Raw genomic sequence first — 17,700 nt, forward strand, 5'->3', positions numbered from 1 at the left:
CCAGGAAACGCCGAGTGAGGGCTTACCGAAGGGCCGGTGTCGCCTCGCGTACCGTGTCCGCCAGCGCGGACGCGGCGGCGGCGTCGAGCCTGCCGTCCACCACGGCCGTCACGACCCGCCTGGTCAGCGTGTCCTCGACGACGAGCGGCCGGTCCCAGGCCAGCGCCTGCCCCACCCCCGGATAGTGCTCGACCCGCACGAACCACGGGTCGCCGTCCGACTGCACGAAGACGAGCGTCCAGTCCCGCCCCTCCGGCGTGGTGCCGGACAGGGCGACCCAGGGATCGCGGCTGCCGTGTACGGCCTCCTCGTCCCCGGGGAGCGCGATCCGGGCGGTGGAGGTGCCGGGTGCGCGCCAGAAGAAGCCGCCGTAACCCGCGCCTGCGCGCCCCTTGGTGGCCGAGCTGCGGACCTCCAGCGGCGCGCCGGTGAGGTTGGTGAGCGTGAACGCGAAGTCCAGCGCCCAGAAGTCCCCGAACGGCCGGGCCGTCACCGTCCGCTCCTCGCGCGCCACCAGCCGCCCGCCGGGCCCCGCCCACTCCAGGTGCTCGACGAAGCCGGAGTCGTCGAGCCGGGAGAACGACAGGTGCCGCTGCGTGCCGTGATCGTCCAGCCAGGCGGGCCCCTGGTCCTTGACGTACGTGCGGCCGCCCCAGAAGTTCGCCCCGCCCAGGTCGGAGATCGCCACCCCGACCCCGAGGTGGTGCACGTGGTCCTCGGGACGCACCTCGGTCACCTCGACGCCGCCCAGCGTCCGCACCCCGTGGAGGTAGGGCCGCGGGGAGTCGGTGGCCGGCAGGTCGGGCCGCAGCTCGTACGAGGCCACCGCCTGCCCGGAGGCCAGCAGCTCCACCCGGGTCCAGGGGACGTCCAGCTCCGAGTAGAGCGACAGCGTCTCGGCGCTGCGGGCCGTCAGGTCGGCGACACCCGGCAGGAACCGGTGCGTGACCTCGCCCGAGGCGGCGTCCCGCTCGACGTCCTGGAAGCGCTCCGGGATCGGCAGCGGCTCGGGAGCCAGCCGCACCGCGTCCAGCACCTGCGTGAACGACTCCGTGGCGGACAGCGGCACCATCAGAGCGGCGCCCGTGCGGACGTGGTCGATGAGGTTCTCCAGCAGGTCGGTCCGCTCGTACACGGTGGTCGTGACCGTGCCGTCCGGCAGCTCGACCTTGAGCCGGTCCTGCGTGTAGACGAGCGTGGCGCGGCCCGCGTCGCCGTGCACGACCAGGTACGGCTCGCTCCGGCCGGTCGCGCAGAGCGTCACCGCGATCGTGATCACGACGCCGTCTTCGAGGCGGATCCGCAGGCAGGACGTGTCGTCCGACTCGATCGGGTGGGCGTGGTAGAGCTCGGCCTCGATGCCTGCGACGGGGCCGTCCACCAGGGCGAGCGCGGTCGCGACGGCGTGCGCGAACGGGTTCGTCAGCGCGCCGTCCACCACGTCCACGCCGTCGAGCCGGCGCCTGCCCGACCAGGCCGAGCGGGTGAAGTAGGTCGAGGGCCGCTCCCAGGCGCCCGCGCCGCCGATGCCGCGCACGCGCCCGATGGTGCCGTCGGCGATCAGCGAACGCAGCGCGGGCACCGCCGCCGAGCCCAGCGACTGGAAGCCGACCTGGCAGGCCAGCCCCGTCTCCGCCACCGCCGCGGCGATGCGGGCGTGCGCGGCGGGGCTCGCCGCGGGCGGCTTCTCCAGCAGCACGTGGGATCCGGCGTGCAGGGCGGTCACCGCGAGGTCGGCGTGCGTGTGGATCGGCGTGCAGATGACCGTGATCTCCGCGCCGGTCTTCGCCAGGAGCTCGCCCAGGTCGGGCGACTGCAGCGGCGAGCCGAAGTCCACCTCGGCGGGCCGCACGTCGCAGATCCCCGCCAACTCGATCAGCCCCTGCTCGGCCAGTCTGCGCAGATTGCCCAGATGGTGCCGCCCATGGCCGTGCGCACCAGCGAGTACCACCTTCATCGCGACCACCTCAGTCCGAGCCCCGCGTGCGCGCCCGCCCGCAGGACCCCGTCGGAAATCTGCACCGGGTACGGCTCCGCCAGCAGCCCGAGGGCCGCGAACGACGCGTCCTCCACGTCCTCCGCCATGACCGGCAGCGGCAGGGCCAGCGCGAGCTGCCCGGACACCTCGCTCAGCAGATGCGGATAGACCGGCACGTCGTACGTCCTGGCCAGCTCCACGATCCGCAGGAACGGCGTGATGCCGCCGACCCGCACCACGTTCGGCTGGACGACGTCGCACGCCCCGGCCGCGAGCAGGTCACGGAAGCCGTAGGTGGTGTAGACGTTCTCCCCGACCGCCACCGGCACGTCGATGGAGCGCCGCAGCTCCACGTGCGCGGCCACGTCGTCGGCGGGCAGCGGCTCCTCGATCCAGTGCAGCCCGAACTCCCGCAACGCGGAGATGGCCCTCCGCGCCCGGTGCAGGTCCCACCGCTGGTTCGCGTCGATCATCAGCAGCCGGTCGGGCCCGATCACCTCGCGCACGGCGGCCACCCTGGCCACGTCCTCCGCCAGGTCGGGCCGGCCCACCTTGATCTTGACGCCCCGGTAGCCGGCGGCCACCCAGCGCCGCGCCTGCTCCACCAGCTCCTCCAGCGGGTAGTGCAGGTTGACGCCGCTGCCGTAGACCGGGACCTCGTCGCGCCGCCGGCCCAGCACGTCGGCCAGGCCGCCGTCGCCGCAGCGCAGGTCCCAGAGCGCCAGGTCGATCCCGGCCAGCGCGATCGTGGTGATCCCGCCCGGACCCGCCTCGCGCAGGTGCCGCCACAACCGGTCCCACACCACCTCGGGGTGCGCGGGCAGCCCGATCAGCGCCTCGCGCAGGTCGTGGTCGAGCAGCGCCCGTACGGCGTGCGCCCCGATCTGCGGCGTCCACGAGAACCCGGTGCCGGTCCGCCCGTCCTTCAGCGTGACCTCGCACACGATCACGTGGTTGGCCGGCACGTCCGCGCCCCAGGGCCGCGGCAGCGGGGCCGTCCGCAGCTCCGTGCGCAGATCCACGATCGTCACTGCGCCACCAACTCGAGCCCGGTCTTGATCAGCGCTTCCAGCTCCTCGAGGTGCTCGCCGGTCACGTCCACCAGCGGCGGGCGGACGGCGCCCACGTCCAGGCCGCGCAGCCGTACCCCGGCCTTGACCAGGGCGACCGGGTAGCCGGGGACCTTGCCGCGCAGCCGTACGAGCGGGGCGTAGAAGCCGGTGAGCAGCCGCTCGTCACCGTTCAGGTAGGCCAGCGCGATCTCCGGCGCGAACGCGAACACCGCGCTGGAGTACAGCTCCACGCCGATGCCCCGGTAGGCGGGCATGGTCAGCTCGGCCGTCGGCAGCCCGTTGAAGAACAGGAAGTCCGGGTACGCCTCCCGCACCGCCAGCACGGTCCGCTGCATCCGGTCGATGTCGCCGACGCCGTCCTTGAGCCCGATCACCCCGGGGATCCCGGCCAGCTCCACCACGGCCTCCGGCTCCAGCACCACCGAGCCCCGCTGGTAGACGATCACCGGCAGCTCCGCGGCCACCGCCGCCACGTACGCGGCGAAGCCGTGCCCGGGCCCCTGGGCCAGGTACGGCGGCATGAGCAGCAGCCCGTCGGCGCCCGCCTCGCGCGCGGCCCGCGCCTGGTTCAGCGCCGTGCCGAGCGGGCCGCCCGCGCCCGCGAACACCGGCACCCGCCCGCCCACGACCTCGGCCGCCACGCGCACCGCCCGCGCGTGCTCGGCCTCCGACAGCGCGGAGAACTCGCCGGTGCCGCACGCCACGAACACGCCGCCGGGACCGTGCTCCATGCCCTGCCGGATGTGCTCGGCCAGCACCTCCTCGGCGAGCCGGCCGTCGGCGTCGAAGGGGGTCACGGGGAAGAACAGCACACCGCTCAGGTTCATTCGGCTTCCTTCAGTTCGGTGCGCCAGCTCCGCTTGGGCTGCCAGCCGAGCAGGCGCTCTGCCTTGGTGGTCGAGAAGGCGGGGGTGGTGCCGGTGAGTCCGGCGGCGAACGGTTCGGTGCTGGGCACGACGTGGGGCAGCAGGTCGGCGAGCGGCTTGCGGGCCAGGGCGTCCGCGGCCCCGGCGAAGAACACCTCGCCGTTGGGCACTTCGGGCAGCGCCTCGGCCAGCACCGTGATCAGGTCGGCGCAGTCGCGGGCGTCGATGTAGTTGAACAGCGAGACCCCGCCCAGCTCCGGCCGGTCGAGGCGCTCGCGCACCGTGTGGCCCGACTGGGTGGGCGCGCCCGCCCACTCCTCTGGCGGGATGACGAAGCACGGCCTGACCGCGGCCATCCTGGTCGTCCCGGCCAGCGCGAACGCCTTCATGGTCTGCTCGGCCACGACCTTGGACAGGTTGTAGGCGTTCCACGGGCGCACCGGGTGGTCCTCGTCGATCGGCAGGTACGCGGGCGCCCAGCCGCCGGGGGCGCCGTACCCGATGACGGTGGGGCTGCTGGCCACCACGACGCCGCGCACGCCCAGCGCGACGGACGCCTCGCAGACGTTGAACGCGAGCTGGGTGTTGACCTTGAAGATCACCGATTCCGGGAGGCTGAACGGGGTCGCGATCGCGGCCAGGTGGATCACGGTCTCGGGCCGGAACCTGGCGATGACCTCGAAGGTCTCGCCGGTGTCCGTGAGATCGGCCGGTAAGGCGATCGCGGCCTCGGATGGCGTGCCCGGCGTTCTGTCGACGCCGATGACCTCGTGCCCGGCCGCCGCGAGCGTGGTGACCACGCTCCGGCCGAGGCGTCCTGCGCTTCCGGTGACGAGGACTCTGCTCACCGTGGGGGCTCCTTCAAGACTGCAAACAGTTGCACTAAACCTTTGTGTCCTCGGGGCGAGGTCGTCAAGAGGCGATTTCGCCCCCCGTGCTGGAGCAGGGGTTTCCTGAGGCAACGGGGCGGCAAGCGCTTTCATGGTACTCAGGGTTTCTGCAAGCGGTTGCGTTAGGGTGGGCGACTGTGACAGTGACGATTCGTGATGTGGCCCGGGCGTCGGGTGTGCATGTATCGACCGTGTCGCGGACGTTCTCCGCGCCGCACATGGTGAACGCGGCCACCCGCACCAGGGTGCTCACGGTGGCCGAGGAGCTGGGATATCGCCCCAACCGGGCGGCCAGGGCGCTCACGACGGGCCGCACCCACAACCTCGGCCTGATCGTGGCCGACATCGCCAATCCGTTCTTCCCCCCGCTGATCAAGGCGGCCCACTCGGCGGCCCGGCAGCGCGACTACCACCTGTTCGTGGCCGACACCGACGAGGAGGCGGCCACCGAGGAGGAGCTGGTGCAGGCGTTCTCCAAGCAGGTGGACGGCCTGGTGCTGTGCAGCCCGCGCTCGTCCAACAAGGCGCTGGAACGGCTGGCCGCGCGGGTGCCGTTCGTGGTGATCAACCGGCGGCTGCGCGGTGCCGCCACGGTGCTGATGGACGTCGGCCACGGGGCCAGGCTGGCGGTCGAGCACCTGACCGGGCTCGGCCACCGCCGCGTGGCGCTCGTGTCGGGCCCGGCCGGCTCGTGGACCAGCTCGGAGATCCGTACGGCCGCCGAACAGGTGGAGGGTGTCGAGCTGGTCGTCATCGGCCCCAACGCGCCCACCGAGCGGGGCGGGCTCGCCGCCGCGCGGCGGGTGCGGGACTCCGGGGCGACCGGCGTGCTCGCCTACAACGACCTGGTGGCGATCGGGCTCATCGAGGGGCTCGGTGACCTGGGGCTGGGCGTGCCGCGGGACGTCAGCGTGGTCGGGATCGACGACATCGTCTCCGGACGGCTGAACCGCCCCAGGCTCACCACCGTCGCCATGCCCACCGCCGCGGCCGGCCGGCTCGCCGTGGACCTGCTCATCCAGGAGGTGACGGCCACCACGTCGCTGGAGACGCGCCTGGTCATCAGGGACTCCACCGCTCCGCCACGATAGCTGGCCCGCTGCAAACGGTTGTACTAACTGCGCAGCGAATTCATCTGACTTCTCGGGCGATCAAGCTCTCTAACTGGGAAAACGTCGTAACGATATATCGGTAACGGCTATGTAACGTCTGCAAAGGGTTGACGTAACTTTCCCGCCAGCTATAGGAAAGCGCTATCCATTCACATCTCGCCGGAAGGTCCGTGAATGACGAATGAGTTCCGTCATGGCTGACACGGTGGCGGTGAAGACCCGAGCCCCGCGCAAACCGGCCACGCAGGCCGGCGGAGGCGGGCCCCGCTCCCTACGTGCCCGCCGCGAGGCGAGGGCCGCCTACCTGTTCCTGGCGCCCTGGTTCGTCGGCCTGCTGGTCATCACGGTCGGCCCGATCATCGCCTCGCTCTACCTGTCCTTCACCGACTACAGCCTCCTCAAGGAGGCCAAGTGGGTCGGGCTGGACAACTACATCAAGATGTTCACCGAGGACGAGAGGTTCATCGCCTCGTTGAAGGTGACCACGATCTACGTGGTCGTGTCGGTCCCGCTGCAGCTGGCCTTCGCGCTTGGGCTGGCCCTGGTGCTCGACCGGGGGCTGCGCGGGCTGTCGTTCTACCGCTCGATCTTCTACCTGCCCTCGCTGCTGGGCGGCAGCGTCGCCATCGCGATCCTGTGGCGCAAGGTCTTCGGCGCCGACGGCCTGGTCAACGCGGTGCTGTCGATCTTCGGCATCCAGGGGCCCGGCTGGGTCGGCGACCCCGACACGGCGCTGGGCACGCTGATCCTGCTGCACGTGTGGACGTTCGGCGCCCCGATGATCATCTTCCTCGCCGGGTTGCGCCAGATCCCCAGCAGCTACTACGAGGCGGCGGCGGTGGACGGGGCCGGGACCCTGCGCCAGTTCCGCTCGATCACGCTGCCGCTGCTGACGCCGATCATCTTCTTCAACCTCGTGCTCGAGGTGATCAAGTCGTTCCAGTCGTTCACGCAGGCGTTCATCGTCAGCAACGGCAAGGGCGGCCCGGCCGACTCCACCCTCTTCTACACGCTCTACCTCTATCTGAAGGGGTTCAAGAGCTACGACATGGGCTACGCCGCGGCGATGGCGTGGGTCCTGCTGGTCATCATCGCCGCCCTGACCGGAGTGAACTTCCTCGCGTCTAAGTATTGGGTCTTCTATGGCGACACCAAGTAGGCCGGTCCCGGTGCTGTTCCGCCCCTTCAAGGGCGGGCCGGTGGTCAAGCACATCCTGCTGATCGGCTTCGGCCTGGTCATGCTCTATCCGCTGCTCTGGATGATCTCCAGCTCGCTCAAGCCGGAGGAGCTGATCTTCCGGGAGCCGGGGCTGTGGCCCAGCCAGGTCACCTTCGACAACTACACCGCGGGCTGGACGGCGCTGAAGCACCCCTTCGGCTACTACCTGTGGAACTCCGCGGTCGTCACCGCGCTGTCCGTGGTGGCCAACCTGGTGGCCTGCTCGCTGGCGGCCTACGCCTTCGCCCGGCTGAACTTCCCGCTGAAGAAGCTCTGGTTCGCCATCATGCTGGGCACGATCATGCTGCCGCACCACGTCGTGATCGTGCCGCAGTACATCATGTTCTCGAAGCTCGACCTGATCAACACGATCTGGCCGCTGGTGATGCCCAAGGTGCTGGCGACGGACGCGTTCTTCGTCTTCCTCATGGTGCAGTTCATCCGTACGCTGCCGAGGGAACTGGACGAGGCGGCCGAGATCGACGGAGCGGGCTATTGGCGCATCTTCATCAGAGTGGTCATGCCGCTCTGCCTGCCCGCGCTGGCCACGACCGCGATCTTCACGTTCATCTGGACGTGGAACGACTTCCTCAGCCAGCTCCTTTACCTCAACAACCCGGACAACTTCACTGTCCCGGTCGCGCTGCGCACGTTCCTGGACGCCAGCAGCGACTCGCAATGGGGACCCATGTTCGCCATGTCGATCATCGCGCTCGGTCCCATCTTCGGCTTCTTCCTGGCCGGCCAGAAGTACCTGATCCGTGGCGTGGCCACGACGGGACTGAAGTAGTCCCATCCACCCCCCAACCAGAAGAAACCCCTAGGAGGTAGAGCCGTGAGCTCTGGCAAGAAGGTGTGGTCGGCGGCACTGCTCGCCACCGCGATGCTGGCGGTCACCGCGGCCTGCGGCAGCGGCAGCGGCGGCGAGAGCGCCGATGGCAAGATCAAGCTGCGCTTCTCCTACTGGGGTAGCGCCGCGCGGCAGCAGATGACCGAAGAGGCGATCAAGAAGTTCGAGGCCAAGAACCCGAACATCGACGTCGAGGGCGAGTTCTCCGACTTCGCGGCGTACTACGAGTCGCTGTCCACGAAGGTCGCGGCCAGCGACGCGCCCGACGTCATCACCCTCGAGATCCGCGGTCTGCGCGAGTACGCCGACCGCGGCACGCTGGCCGACCTGGCCAGCACCGTCAACACCGGCGACATCGACCCCAAGGTGCTGGGCACCGGCGCCATCGACGGCAAGCAGTACGCCATCCCCACCGGCGTCAACGCCTTCTCCCTGGTCGTCAGCCCGACCGAGCTGGAGGCCGCGGGGCAGAAGCTCCCCGACGACACCAAGTGGACGTGGGACGACTACGTCAACCTGGCGTCGAAGATCAGCGAGAAGAGCGGCGGGAAGATCTACGGCACGCAGCAGAGCTTCAACCCGGCCTACCTCCAGATCTTCGCCGCGCAGAAGGGCGAGCCCTTCTACAACGGCAACAAGATCGGCGTCTCGCCCGAGACCATCAAGGAATGGTGGACCACCCACCAGAACCTGATCAAGACCAAGGGCTCGCCCGACGCCGCCAAGACCGCCGAGATCGGCGCCCAGAGCGTGGACCAGTCGCTGCTGGCCACCGGCACCGGCGCGATGGGCATGTGGTGGAGCAACCAGCTCGGCGGCATCGCCAAGAAGTCCGGCAAGGACGTGGACCTGCTCCGGATGCCGAAGCGGCCGGGCGCCACGACCGGCGGCATGTTCCTGCAGCCGGCGATGTTCTACACCGCCTCGTCGAAGTCCGAGCACGCGGCCGAGGCCGCCAAGTTCATCGACTTCATGATCAACGACCCCGAGGTGGGCGGGATCATCCTCAGCGACCGCGGCCTGCCGGCCAGCTCCAAGGTGCTGGCGGCGGTCAAGGACAAGCTGCCGCCCACGGACAAGAAGACGCTGGACTTCCTCGACAAGGTCAAGGGTGAGCTGGCCGACCCGCCGGCCGCTCCGCCGAAGGGCGCCAGCGCCATGGAAGACATCCTCACGCGCTACTCCGAGGAGGTCCTCTTCGGCAAGATGACCCCCGACGACGCCGCGCAGAAGTTCATCACCGAGGCCAACGCCTCGATCGCAGGCTAAAGGAGAGACATGAAGTACGCGTTCGTCGGGCTCGGGCACCGCGCGCAGATGTACGTCGACGCGCTGCTCGGGGAGTGGCGCGACGCCGGCACCATCGTCGCCCTGTGCGACACGAACCGGACCCGCATGGACTACTACGCCGAGCGGATCGGTCACGAGGTGCCGCGCTTCACGCCCGATGAGTTCGACAAGGTGCTCGAGCTCGCCGACGCGGTCATCGTCACCACCGTCGACGCCACGCACGCCCGGTACGTGTGCGCGGCGCTCGACGCGGGGCGCGACGTCATCGTGGAGAAGCCGCTGACCGTCGACGCCGAGGGCTGCGCGGCCATCGCCGAGGCGGCCGAGCGCAGCAGCGGCAAGCTGATCGTCACCTTCAACTACCGCTACTCGCCGCGCAACTCGGCCGTGCGCCGCCTGCTGCAGGAGGGCGCGATCGGCCGGGTGACGTCCGTGCACTTCGAGTGGACGCTCGACACCATCCACGGCGCCGACTACTTCCGCCGCTGGCACCGCGAGCGGACCAACTCGGGCGGGCTGCTCGTCCACAAGTCCACCCACCACTTCGACCTGGTCAACTGGTGGCTGGCGGCCGCCCCGCAGACCGTCTTCGCCCAGGCCGACCTGCGCTTCTACGGCTCGGACAACGCCCGCGAGCGCGGCGTGACCGACCGTCCCGTGCGGGGCCAGGGCGCCCCGGGTCTCGGTACGGACCCGTTCATCCTGGACATCTCCAAGGACGCCCGGCTCAAGCGGCTCTACCTGGACGCCGAGCACGAGGACGGCTACCTCCGCGACCAGGACGTCTTCGGCGACGGGATCACCATCGACGACACCATGTCGGTGATGGTCCGCTACACCAACGGCGCCGTGCTCACCTACGCCCTGAACGCCTACGCACCCGCCGAGGGCTACCGGGTGGCGTTCAACGGCACGGCCGGGCGGCTGGAGCTGGAGGTCGTCGAGCGGGCGTGGACCCCGCCGCACGCGGCCATCGACCCGAGCGCCGCCTCCAAGAAGCACAAGGCCGACTCCTGGGAGAGGCTCACCCTGCACCGCCACTGGAGCGAGGCGGAGGAGGTGCCGATCGAGAGCGGCGCCGGCGGGCACGGCGGCGGCGACCGGCTGCTGCTGAACGACGTCTTCCGCGGCCCCGGCGACGACCCGCTGGCCCGGCAGGCCGGCTACCGCGACGGGATCCGCAGCGTGCTGACCGGCCACGCGGCCAACGTGTCGGCCGCGACCGGCGAGCCGGTGCACCTGGTGGACGACGGCACGCGTGTTCGCTGAGCTGGCCGAGGTCGCCGCCGCGCGGCTCGGGCCGTACCCGTCTCTCCCGGGGCCCGAGCTGCGGCAGGCCGCGCGGGCCGCGATGGGGGTGCTCGACCTGGCCGCCGACGACGTGCGGGTCGAGCGCTCGTGGACGGACGGGGACCTCGCCGGGGAGGAGCTCTCCTGGTCGGTGGGGTTCGGGCCGCGCACCCACGCCTACCTGCTGCGTCCCCGGGACGCGGCCGGGCCGCTGCCCGGGGTGGTGGCGCTGCACTGCCACGGCGGGATGAAGTGGGCCGGCAAGGAGAAGATCGCCGACGGCCCCGCCGAGCCTTCCCCCGAGGTGCGGCGGGTCAGGGAGCTCCTGTACGGCGGTCGCGCGTACGCGAACGAGCTGGCCCGGCGTGGGTTCGTGGTGCTGGCCCCCGACGTGCTCACCTGGGGCAGCCGCCGGTTCCCGCTCGGCGTGGACGAGCCCGGCCCTTACGACGCGGCCGCCAGGGATCACGAGCACGTGGTGGCCAAGTACTGCGCCGCGCTCGGCACGTCCTTCGCGGGCGTGGCGGCGGGCGAGGACCTGGCCGCGGCGGCCTACCTCCGATCGAGGCCCGACGTGAGCGCCGTCGGGTGCGTCGGGCTGTCCGGGGGCGGCCTGCGGGCCGCGCTGCTCGGCGCGTTCGACCCGGACATGCGGGCCGTCGTGGTCGCCGCGATGGTCTCGTCCTACCGCGACATGATCGACGGGTACGTCGAGAAGCACACCTGGATGCTCTGGCCGCCCGGGCTGCCGCGCCTGGGCGACTGGCCCGACCTGGTGGCGGCCCGCGCGCCCGAGCCGCTCATGGTCCAGTACGCCCTGCGCGACCGGCTGTTCCCCGAGCCGGGCATGCGCCGGGCGCACACCATGATCGAGGAACGTTACCGCGAAGCTCCTGACGCCTACGAGGCGGTGTGGGCAGACGTGCCCCACAGCTTCGACGTGACCAGGCAGGAGCAGGCCTTCGACTGGCTGGCCCAGCGGCTGAAGGCCTAGGAGACCGCCGCCGCCCGGGACCTGCCCCCGGGCGGCGGCGCTCTGCGTTCATTGGCCGAGCCTAGTTGCCCGACTTCCAGGTGGCGATGAGCTTGTCGTAGTCGAGCGTCTCCGGCCTGCCCCGCTCGTCGGCCAGCTTCGGCGCGGGCGCGCCCGGCTGGTCGAGCCAGTACTGGGCGGGCCGCTCCGGGTTGAGCTTCGGCGCGCAGTTGCCGCCGTAGCCGCGCCGCTCCAGCCGGGCCAGGATCTCGTCCTGCTGCTTGGCCAGGTTGTCCATCGACTGCTGGGCGGTCGTCTCGCCGGTCACCGCGGTGGCCACGTTCTGCCACCAGAGCTGGGCGAGCTTGGGGTAGTCGGGGACGTTCGTCCCGGTCGGGGTCCACTGCTTGCGGGCCGGCGAGGCGTAGAACTCGATGAGCCCGCCGTACTTCTTGGAGTTGTCGGAGAAGAAGTCGCTGCGGATGTCGGAGTCGCGGATGAAGGTCAGGCCCTTGATCGACTTCTTCAGCGACACCGACTTCGACGTGACGAACTGCGCGTACAGCCAGGCCGCGGCCCGGCGGTCCTGCGGCGTGTTCTTGAGCAGCGTCCACGAGCCGGCGTCCTGGTAGCCGAGCTTGTTGCCCTGCTTCCAGTAGGCGCCGTGCGGGCTCGGCGCGATGCGCCACTTGGGCGTGCCGTCACCGTTGACGACCGGCAGGCCCGGCTTGGTCATGTCGGCGGTGAACGAGGTGTACCAGAAGACCTGCTGGGCGATGTTGCCCTGCGCCGGCACCGGGCCCGCCTCGCTGAAGTTCATGCCCGCGGCCTCCCGGGGCGCGTACTTCTTCAGCCAGTCCACGTACTTGGTGAGCGCGTAGACCGCCGCGGGGCCGTTGACGTCGCCGCCGCGGGTGACCGACGAGCCGACCGGGCGGCAGTTCTCGACTCTGATGCCCCATTCGTCCACCGGCAGGCCGTTGGGGATGCCGGGGTCGCCGTTGCCCGCCATGGACAGCCAGGCGTCGGTGAAGCGCCAGCCCAGCGACGGGTCCTTCCTGCCGTAGTCCATGTGGCCGTAGACCTTCTTGCCGTCGATGGTCCCGTTGCCGTTGATCTTGTTGGTGAAGAAGTCGGCGATGTCCTCGTAGGCCGCCCAGTTGACCGGGACGCCCAGGTCGTAGCCGTACGCGGCCTTGAACTGCTTCTTGATCTCCGGGTCGGTGAACCAGTCGTAGCGGAACCAGTACAGGTTCGCGAACTGCTGGTCGGGGAGCTGGTAGATCTTCTTGTCGGGGCCGGTGGTGAAGCTGATGCCGATGAAGTCGTCCAGGTCGAGCGTGGGCGAGGTGACGTTCTTGCCCTCGCCCGCCATGTAGTCGGACAGCGGGAAGACGTAGTCGCCGCGCGAGTGGGTGCCGATGAGGTCGGAGTCGTTGACGTACGCGTCGTAGATGTTCTGGTTGCCCTGGATCTGGGTCTGCAGCTTCTCGATGACGTCACCCTCCTGGATCAGATCGTGCTTGATCTTGATCCCGGTGATCTCGGTGAACGCCTTGGCCAGTGTCTGCGACTCGTACTCGTGGGTGGTGATCGTCTCGGAGACCACGTTGATCTGCATGCCCCGGTACGGCGCCGCGGCCTTGATGAACCAGTCCATCTCCGCCAGCTGCTGGTCCTTGGACAGGGTGCTCGGCGTGAACTCCTCCGTCACCCACCGCTGCGCCGCCGCCTTGCCGTCGGACTCCTTGAAATCGCTCGTGGGCTTCTTCGCGCCCTGCGTGCAGCCGGCCACTACCAGGACGAGCGCGGCCAGACCTACCGCCGCGGACCTGCCTGCCCGATGCCTCATCGCTCGGCTCCTCCTCTGTTAGCCCCATATCCCGATCACGACCGCCACCAGCAGCGCGCAGCCGAGTGCGAGCCACATGGACAGGTCGGTGACAGCCATCCAGCCGGCCAGCACGACGGCCGCGCTGATCAGGCCGATGTAGAGCCGGTCGCCACGGTCGGTCTCGATGCGCAGGAAGCCGCGCCTGGCCACGGGAGGGGAGATGCGGGCCCAGACCGCCATGACGACCAGCAGCAGGGCGAGCCCGGCGAACACCAGGGCCGTCGGGACGGTCCAGACCATCCACTCCAGCATCCCTAGACCCTCCCCATGGTGAATCCCTTGGCTATGTAGTTGCGGACGAACCAGATGACGATCGCGCCGGGGACGATGGTGAGCACGCCCGCCGTCGCCAGCAGCGCCCAGTCCACGCCCGCCGCGCTCACCGTCCGCGTCATCGTGGCGGCGATCGGCTTGGCGTTCACCGAGGTGATCGTCCTGGCGATCAGCAGCTCGACCCAGCTGAACATGAAGCAGAAGAACAGCGTCACGCCGATCGCGGACCGGATCATCGGCAAGAAAATACGGATGAAGAAACGCGGCAGCGAATAGCCGTCGATGGCCGCGGTCTCGTCTATTTCCCGGGGAATTCCCGACATGAAGCCCTCGAGTATCCACACGGCGAGCGGCACGTTGAAGAGCATGTGCGCGATGGCGACGCCGAGGTGCGTGTCGAAGAGGCCGACGCTCTGGTAAATCTGGAAGAACGGCAGCAGGAACACCGCCGGCGGCGCCATGCGGTTCGTCAGGAGCCAGAAGAACAGGTGCTTGTCCCCGGCGAAACGGAACCGCGAGAACGCGTACGCCGCCGGCAGCGCCACGACGAGCGACATCACCGCGTTCATCGAGGTGTAGATGATGGAGTTCAGATAGCTCGAATACCAGGAGGAGTCGGAGAAGAAAGTGGCGTAGTTGTCGAACGTCACGCGCTGCGGGATGAGCGAGAAACTGCCGAGGATGTCCTCGTTCGGCCGGATCGACATGCCGAACATCCACAGCAGCGGCAGCATCAGCGTGGCCACGTACAGCCAGAAGACCGTCCGTGCCCAGGGCAGTCGCCGCTCGGTGCGCCTGGCCATCCGGGTCACCTCCCCGACCTGGTCAGCACGGTGAAGAAGACGTAGCAGAGGATCTGCACGATCAGGAAGTAGAGCAGCGAGAACGCGCCCGCCGGGCCCAGGTCGAACTGCCCGACCGCGATCTTCGACAGCAGGATGCTGAGGAACGAGGTGGCGTTCCCCGGGCCGCCGCCCGTCACCACGAACGGCTCGGTGTAGATCATGAAGCTGTCCATGAACCTGAGCAGGATCGCGATCGTCAGCACCCCGCGCAGCCTGGGCAGCTGGATGTGCCGGAAAGTCGCCCACGCCGACGCGGCGTCGATCTGGGCGGCCTGGAAGTACGGCTCCGGGATCGAGCGCAGGCCCGCGTAGGCCAGCAGCGCCACCAGCGGCGTCCAGTGCCAGACGTCCATGACCAGGACCGTGATCCAGGCGTCGGTGGAGTCCAGCGTGTAGTTGAAGTTGATCCCGAGGACGTTGTTGACCGCCCAGCCGCCCAGCCCGATGTCGCCGCGGGCGAAGATCTGCCAGATCGTGCCCACCACGTTCCACGGGATGAGCAGCGGCAGCGCGACCAGCACGAGCGCCACCGACACCCAGACGCCGCGGCGCGGCATCACCACCGCGAGCGCCACCCCGAGCGGGATCTCCAGCAGCAGCACCTGCGCCGAGAACAGCAGGGTCCGCACGAACGCCGAGCGCACCTCCGGGTCGCGCGAGATCTCGCGGAACCAGTCCAGGCCCACGAAGATCCGGTCATTGGGGTTGAAGACGTCCTGCACGGAGAAGTTGACCACGGTCATCAGCGGGATCACGGCGGTGAACGCCACCGACACGACCACCGGCAGCACCAGCCACCAGGCCCGGTTGTCCTTGCGCTTCAGGTCCGCGGCCCGCGGCTCCTCCTGGACCTCGCTCACGCCGTACCCCTTCCGTTCAAGGGCGCGAGGGAGCCGCACCTGACCTCGTCCCGGAACAGGAACGTCCGGTCCGCGGGGAAGTGGAGGAACTCGACCGAATCGAGCTGGTAGGGCGCGCCCGCCTCGGTCCTGGCGATCAGCGGGTGCTCGCCGACCCTGGCGTGGACCAGGTCGTACGCGCCCATCCGGTCGATGCCGGTCACCGTGGCCGGCACGCCCGGCGACCGGCCCGCGCCGGTGATCTCGACGAACTCCGGGCGCACCCCGATCCTGACCGGCCCCGGCGGCAACTCGTCCGCGTCGTCCGCGTGGACCAGGCCGACGTCCGCCTGGCCGACGCGTACGACGTCGCCGACGATCTCGGCCGGGAGCATGTTCATGCCGGGCGAGCCGATGAAGTGCCCCACGAACTCGTGCGCCGGCGACAGGAACAGCTCGGCCGGCTCGCCCGCCTGCACGATCGCCCCGTCGTTGAGCACCACGACCTCGTCGGCGAACGTCAGCGCCTCCGTCTGGTCGTGCGTGACGTAGACGAGCGTGTGGCCGGTGTCGCGGTGGATCTCCTTGAGCTTGCTGCGCAGCGTCCACTTCAGCGCCGGGTCGACCACGGTGAGCGGCTCGTCCAGCAGCACCGCCGCCACCTGGGAGCGCACCAGGCCGCGGCCCAGGCTGACGATCTGCTGGCGGCCCGCGTCCAGGCGCCGCGACCTGCGGCCGAGCAGGTGGTCGAGGCCGAGGAGCCGGGAGACCTGGCGGACCCGCTCGTCGATCTCCTTCTTCGGATATTTCCGGTTCCGGAGGGGGAAGGCGAGGTTGTCGTAGACCGACATCTCCTCGTACAGGACCGGGAACTGGAAGACCTGCGCGATGTTGCGGCCCGAGGTGGGCACGTCGGTGACGTCGCGGTCGTCGAAGAAGATCCGGCCCACCGTGGGGGTGAGCAGGCCGGAGATGATGTTCAGGAGCGTGGTCTTGCCGCAGCCGCTCGGGCCGAGCAGCGCGTACGCCCTGGAGCTCTGCCAGGTCCAGGTCATCGGCTTGAGCGCCCAGGTCTGGCCGCCGTCGTAGCTGTGGCCCACGCCTTCCAGGCGGATGTCAGCCATGCAGGTCGACCTCCGCGGCGCCGGTGGCGAGCAGGCGCCCGCCGTCCTCGTCGAAGACGAAGACGTGGGCGGGGTCCACGTACGCGACCGCGGGCTCGCCGGGCGTGAACAGCCGGGTGCCCGTCAGGTGCGCGACCAGGTGGACGCTCCCCTGCAGGAGCAGGTGTACGAACGTCGCGCTGCCGGTCACCTCGGCCAGCCTGATCTCGGCGGGCAGCTCCAGCGCCCCCGGCCCGGCGCGCTCGATGCTCACCTGGTGGGGGCGGATGCCGAGCAGGACCTCGCGGCCCGGCGCGTGCGCCCTGGGCGCGGGGAACGACGTGCCCAGGACCTCGATCCGGCCGTCACGTACGACGCCGGGCAGCAGGTTGAGCGGGGGGTCGCTGAGCGTGGCGGCCACGGCCAGCGTCGGCGGGTGCGCGTACATCTCGGCCACGTCGCCGACGTGCTGGATCCTGCCCTCGCCCAGGACCACGGTCGGGGCGGCGAACGTCAGCGCCTCGTTCGGGTCGGCCGTGGAGTAGAGGACCACGCCGGGGGAGTCGGCGAACATGGTCTTCAGGTCGGCGCGCAACTGCTCGCGGAGCTTGAAGTCCAGGTTGGCCAGGGGCTCGTCGAGCAGCAGCAGGTCCACGGGGCGGGCCAGCGCGCGGGCGATGGCGGTGCGCTGCTGCTGGCCGCCCGACAGCTCGGCGGGGCGGCGGTCGAGCAGCCCCGCGATGCCCATGAGCTCGGCGACCTCGCGCACCCGGCGGTCGATCCCCGCGCCCCGGAACTTCGGGTCGAGGCGGAGGGGAGAGGCGATGTTCTCGTGGACGGTCAGGGACGGGTAATTGATGAATTGCTGATAGACGAAGGCGACCGAGCGTTTTCGCACCGAAATCGCGGTGACGTCTTTTCCGTCGACCATGACGCGGCCCGAATCCGGCGGTAACAGTCCGGCGGCGACGCGCATCAATGTGGTTTTTCCCGCGGTCATCGGGCCGACGAGTGTGGTCATTCCGTTGGATAATTCCAGGCGAACGTCGTCAAGCCAGGTCTCCCCGCGCTGCCGTACGAAGACGCCATCGAGAATCAGCGTCACTGTGCCGGTCCTCTCTGCTCGCCTCCATCTAACATGATCTGTAACTGTGTGCAAAGAGGGCATGTGGTGTGACTGTGCAGAATGTGACGGATGAGTAATC

Annotated in this window: 16 protein-coding genes; 6 read left to right on the forward strand and 10 right to left on the reverse strand. The window is 69.7% G+C overall.

Going from position 1 to position 17,700, the window contains the following annotated elements; all coding sequences use genetic code 11:
- Positions 1 to 22 precede the first annotated feature (22 nt).
- The 4 genes from H4W80_RS63985 to H4W80_RS43660 are packed head-to-tail and all read right to left on the reverse strand — an operon-like array spanning position 23 to position 4,765.
- Positions 23 to 1,957 carry a DUF6807 family protein gene (locus H4W80_RS63985; RefSeq protein WP_192790423.1) on the reverse strand — a complete coding sequence of 645 codons (1,935 nt, stop codon included), beginning with the start codon at positions 1,955 to 1,957 and terminating at the stop codon, positions 23 to 25.
- Positions 1,954 to 3,009: a mandelate racemase/muconate lactonizing enzyme family protein gene (locus tag H4W80_RS43650; RefSeq protein WP_192790424.1), complete on the reverse strand. Its 1,056-nt coding sequence runs from the start codon at positions 3,007 to 3,009 to the stop codon at positions 1,954 to 1,956. The genes H4W80_RS63985 and H4W80_RS43650 overlap by 4 nt, the downstream gene beginning before the upstream one ends.
- Entirely contained in the window at positions 3,006 to 3,878 is an 873-nt protein-coding gene (locus H4W80_RS43655) for a 5-dehydro-4-deoxyglucarate dehydratase (protein ID WP_192790425.1), read from the reverse strand. The genes H4W80_RS43650 and H4W80_RS43655 overlap by 4 nt, the downstream gene beginning before the upstream one ends.
- Complete coding sequence (locus H4W80_RS43660) at positions 3,875 to 4,765, reverse strand: NAD-dependent epimerase/dehydratase family protein (RefSeq protein WP_192790426.1); 891 nt, start codon at positions 4,763 to 4,765, stop codon at positions 3,875 to 3,877. The genes H4W80_RS43655 and H4W80_RS43660 overlap by 4 nt, the downstream gene beginning before the upstream one ends.
- Before the next feature lie 179 nt (positions 4,766 to 4,944).
- Between H4W80_RS43660 and H4W80_RS43665 the strand changes: the two genes are divergently transcribed.
- From H4W80_RS43665 to H4W80_RS43690, 6 genes are all read left to right on the forward strand, one after another.
- On the forward strand, positions 4,945 to 5,898 hold the full coding sequence (locus H4W80_RS43665) for a LacI family DNA-binding transcriptional regulator (RefSeq protein ID WP_192790427.1): 954 nt from the start codon (positions 4,945 to 4,947) through the stop codon (positions 5,896 to 5,898).
- Between the two features lie 214 nt (positions 5,899 to 6,112).
- A complete protein-coding gene (locus H4W80_RS43670; RefSeq protein WP_192790428.1) occupies positions 6,113 to 7,078 on the forward strand; it encodes a carbohydrate ABC transporter permease in 966 nt (321 codons plus the stop codon).
- Positions 7,062 to 7,928 carry a carbohydrate ABC transporter permease gene (locus tag H4W80_RS43675; protein ID WP_192790429.1) on the forward strand — a complete coding sequence of 289 codons (867 nt, stop codon included), beginning with the start codon at positions 7,062 to 7,064 and terminating at the stop codon, positions 7,926 to 7,928. Before H4W80_RS43670 ends, H4W80_RS43675 begins: the two co-directional genes overlap by 17 nt.
- Positions 7,929 to 7,973: 45 nt before the next feature.
- On the forward strand, positions 7,974 to 9,257 hold the full coding sequence (locus H4W80_RS43680) for an ABC transporter substrate-binding protein (protein WP_192790430.1): 1,284 nt from the start codon (positions 7,974 to 7,976) through the stop codon (positions 9,255 to 9,257).
- A gap of 9 nt (positions 9,258 to 9,266) precedes the next feature.
- A complete protein-coding gene (locus H4W80_RS43685) occupies positions 9,267 to 10,547 on the forward strand; it encodes a Gfo/Idh/MocA family protein (protein ID WP_192790431.1) in 1,281 nt (426 codons plus the stop codon).
- Positions 10,537 to 11,562 carry an alpha/beta hydrolase family protein gene (locus H4W80_RS43690; protein WP_192790432.1) on the forward strand — a complete coding sequence of 342 codons (1,026 nt, stop codon included), beginning with the start codon at positions 10,537 to 10,539 and terminating at the stop codon, positions 11,560 to 11,562. The genes H4W80_RS43685 and H4W80_RS43690 overlap by 11 nt, the downstream gene beginning before the upstream one ends.
- A 61-nt stretch (positions 11,563 to 11,623) precedes the next feature.
- Here H4W80_RS43690 and H4W80_RS43695 read toward each other — a convergent pair whose 3' ends face one another.
- From H4W80_RS43695 to H4W80_RS43720, 6 genes are read right to left on the reverse strand one after another with little or no spacing between them, the layout of a single operon-like run.
- Positions 11,624 to 13,393, reverse strand: coding sequence for an ABC transporter substrate-binding protein (locus tag H4W80_RS43695; RefSeq protein ID WP_192790433.1), 1,770 nt, complete (start codon positions 13,391 to 13,393; stop codon positions 11,624 to 11,626).
- 18 nt (positions 13,394 to 13,411) lie between these two features.
- Entirely contained in the window at positions 13,412 to 13,687 is a 276-nt protein-coding gene (locus tag H4W80_RS43700; RefSeq protein ID WP_225963982.1) for a DUF2160 domain-containing protein, read from the reverse strand.
- A gap of 2 nt (positions 13,688 to 13,689) precedes the next feature.
- On the reverse strand, positions 13,690 to 14,511 hold the full coding sequence (locus H4W80_RS43705) for a carbohydrate ABC transporter permease (RefSeq protein ID WP_192790434.1): 822 nt from the start codon (positions 14,509 to 14,511) through the stop codon (positions 13,690 to 13,692).
- A 5-nt stretch (positions 14,512 to 14,516) separates the two neighbouring features.
- Entirely contained in the window at positions 14,517 to 15,413 is an 897-nt protein-coding gene (locus H4W80_RS43710) for a carbohydrate ABC transporter permease (protein ID WP_318787329.1), read from the reverse strand.
- A complete protein-coding gene (locus tag H4W80_RS43715; protein WP_192790435.1) occupies positions 15,410 to 16,516 on the reverse strand; it encodes an ABC transporter ATP-binding protein in 1,107 nt (368 codons plus the stop codon). The genes H4W80_RS43710 and H4W80_RS43715 overlap by 4 nt, the downstream gene beginning before the upstream one ends.
- Entirely contained in the window at positions 16,509 to 17,663 is a 1,155-nt protein-coding gene (locus H4W80_RS43720) for an ABC transporter ATP-binding protein (RefSeq protein ID WP_192790436.1), read from the reverse strand. The genes H4W80_RS43715 and H4W80_RS43720 overlap by 8 nt, the downstream gene beginning before the upstream one ends.
- Positions 17,664 to 17,700: the final 37 nt, after the last annotated feature.

Origin of the sequence: Nonomuraea angiospora, assembly GCF_014873145.1 — a bacterium.
Lineage (GTDB): Bacteria > Actinomycetota > Actinomycetes > Streptosporangiales > Streptosporangiaceae > Nonomuraea > Nonomuraea angiospora.

Coding starts and splice junctions, on each gene's coding strand:
- H4W80_RS63985 (WP_192790423.1), bottom strand. CDS start 1,957: ATGAAGGTGGTACTCGCTGGTGCGCACGGCCATGGGCGGCACCATCTG.
- H4W80_RS43655 (WP_192790425.1), bottom strand. CDS start 3,878: ATGAACCTGAGCGGTGTGCTGTTCTTCCCCGTGACCCCCTTCGACGCC.
- H4W80_RS43670 (WP_192790428.1), top strand. CDS start 6,113: ATGGCTGACACGGTGGCGGTGAAGACCCGAGCCCCGCGCAAACCGGCC.
- H4W80_RS43675 (WP_192790429.1), top strand. CDS start 7,062: ATGGCGACACCAAGTAGGCCGGTCCCGGTGCTGTTCCGCCCCTTCAAG.
- H4W80_RS43685 (WP_192790431.1), top strand. CDS start 9,267: ATGAAGTACGCGTTCGTCGGGCTCGGGCACCGCGCGCAGATGTACGTC.
- H4W80_RS43695 (WP_192790433.1), bottom strand. CDS start 13,393: ATGAGGCATCGGGCAGGCAGGTCCGCGGCGGTAGGTCTGGCCGCGCTC.
- H4W80_RS43700 (WP_225963982.1), bottom strand. CDS start 13,687: ATGCTGGAGTGGATGGTCTGGACCGTCCCGACGGCCCTGGTGTTCGCC.
- H4W80_RS43705 (WP_192790434.1), bottom strand. CDS start 14,511: ATGGCCAGGCGCACCGAGCGGCGACTGCCCTGGGCACGGACGGTCTTC.
- H4W80_RS43715 (WP_192790435.1), bottom strand. CDS start 16,516: ATGGCTGACATCCGCCTGGAAGGCGTGGGCCACAGCTACGACGGCGGC.
- H4W80_RS43720 (WP_192790436.1), bottom strand. CDS start 17,663: ATGCCCTCTTTGCACACAGTTACAGATCATGTTAGATGGAGGCGAGCA.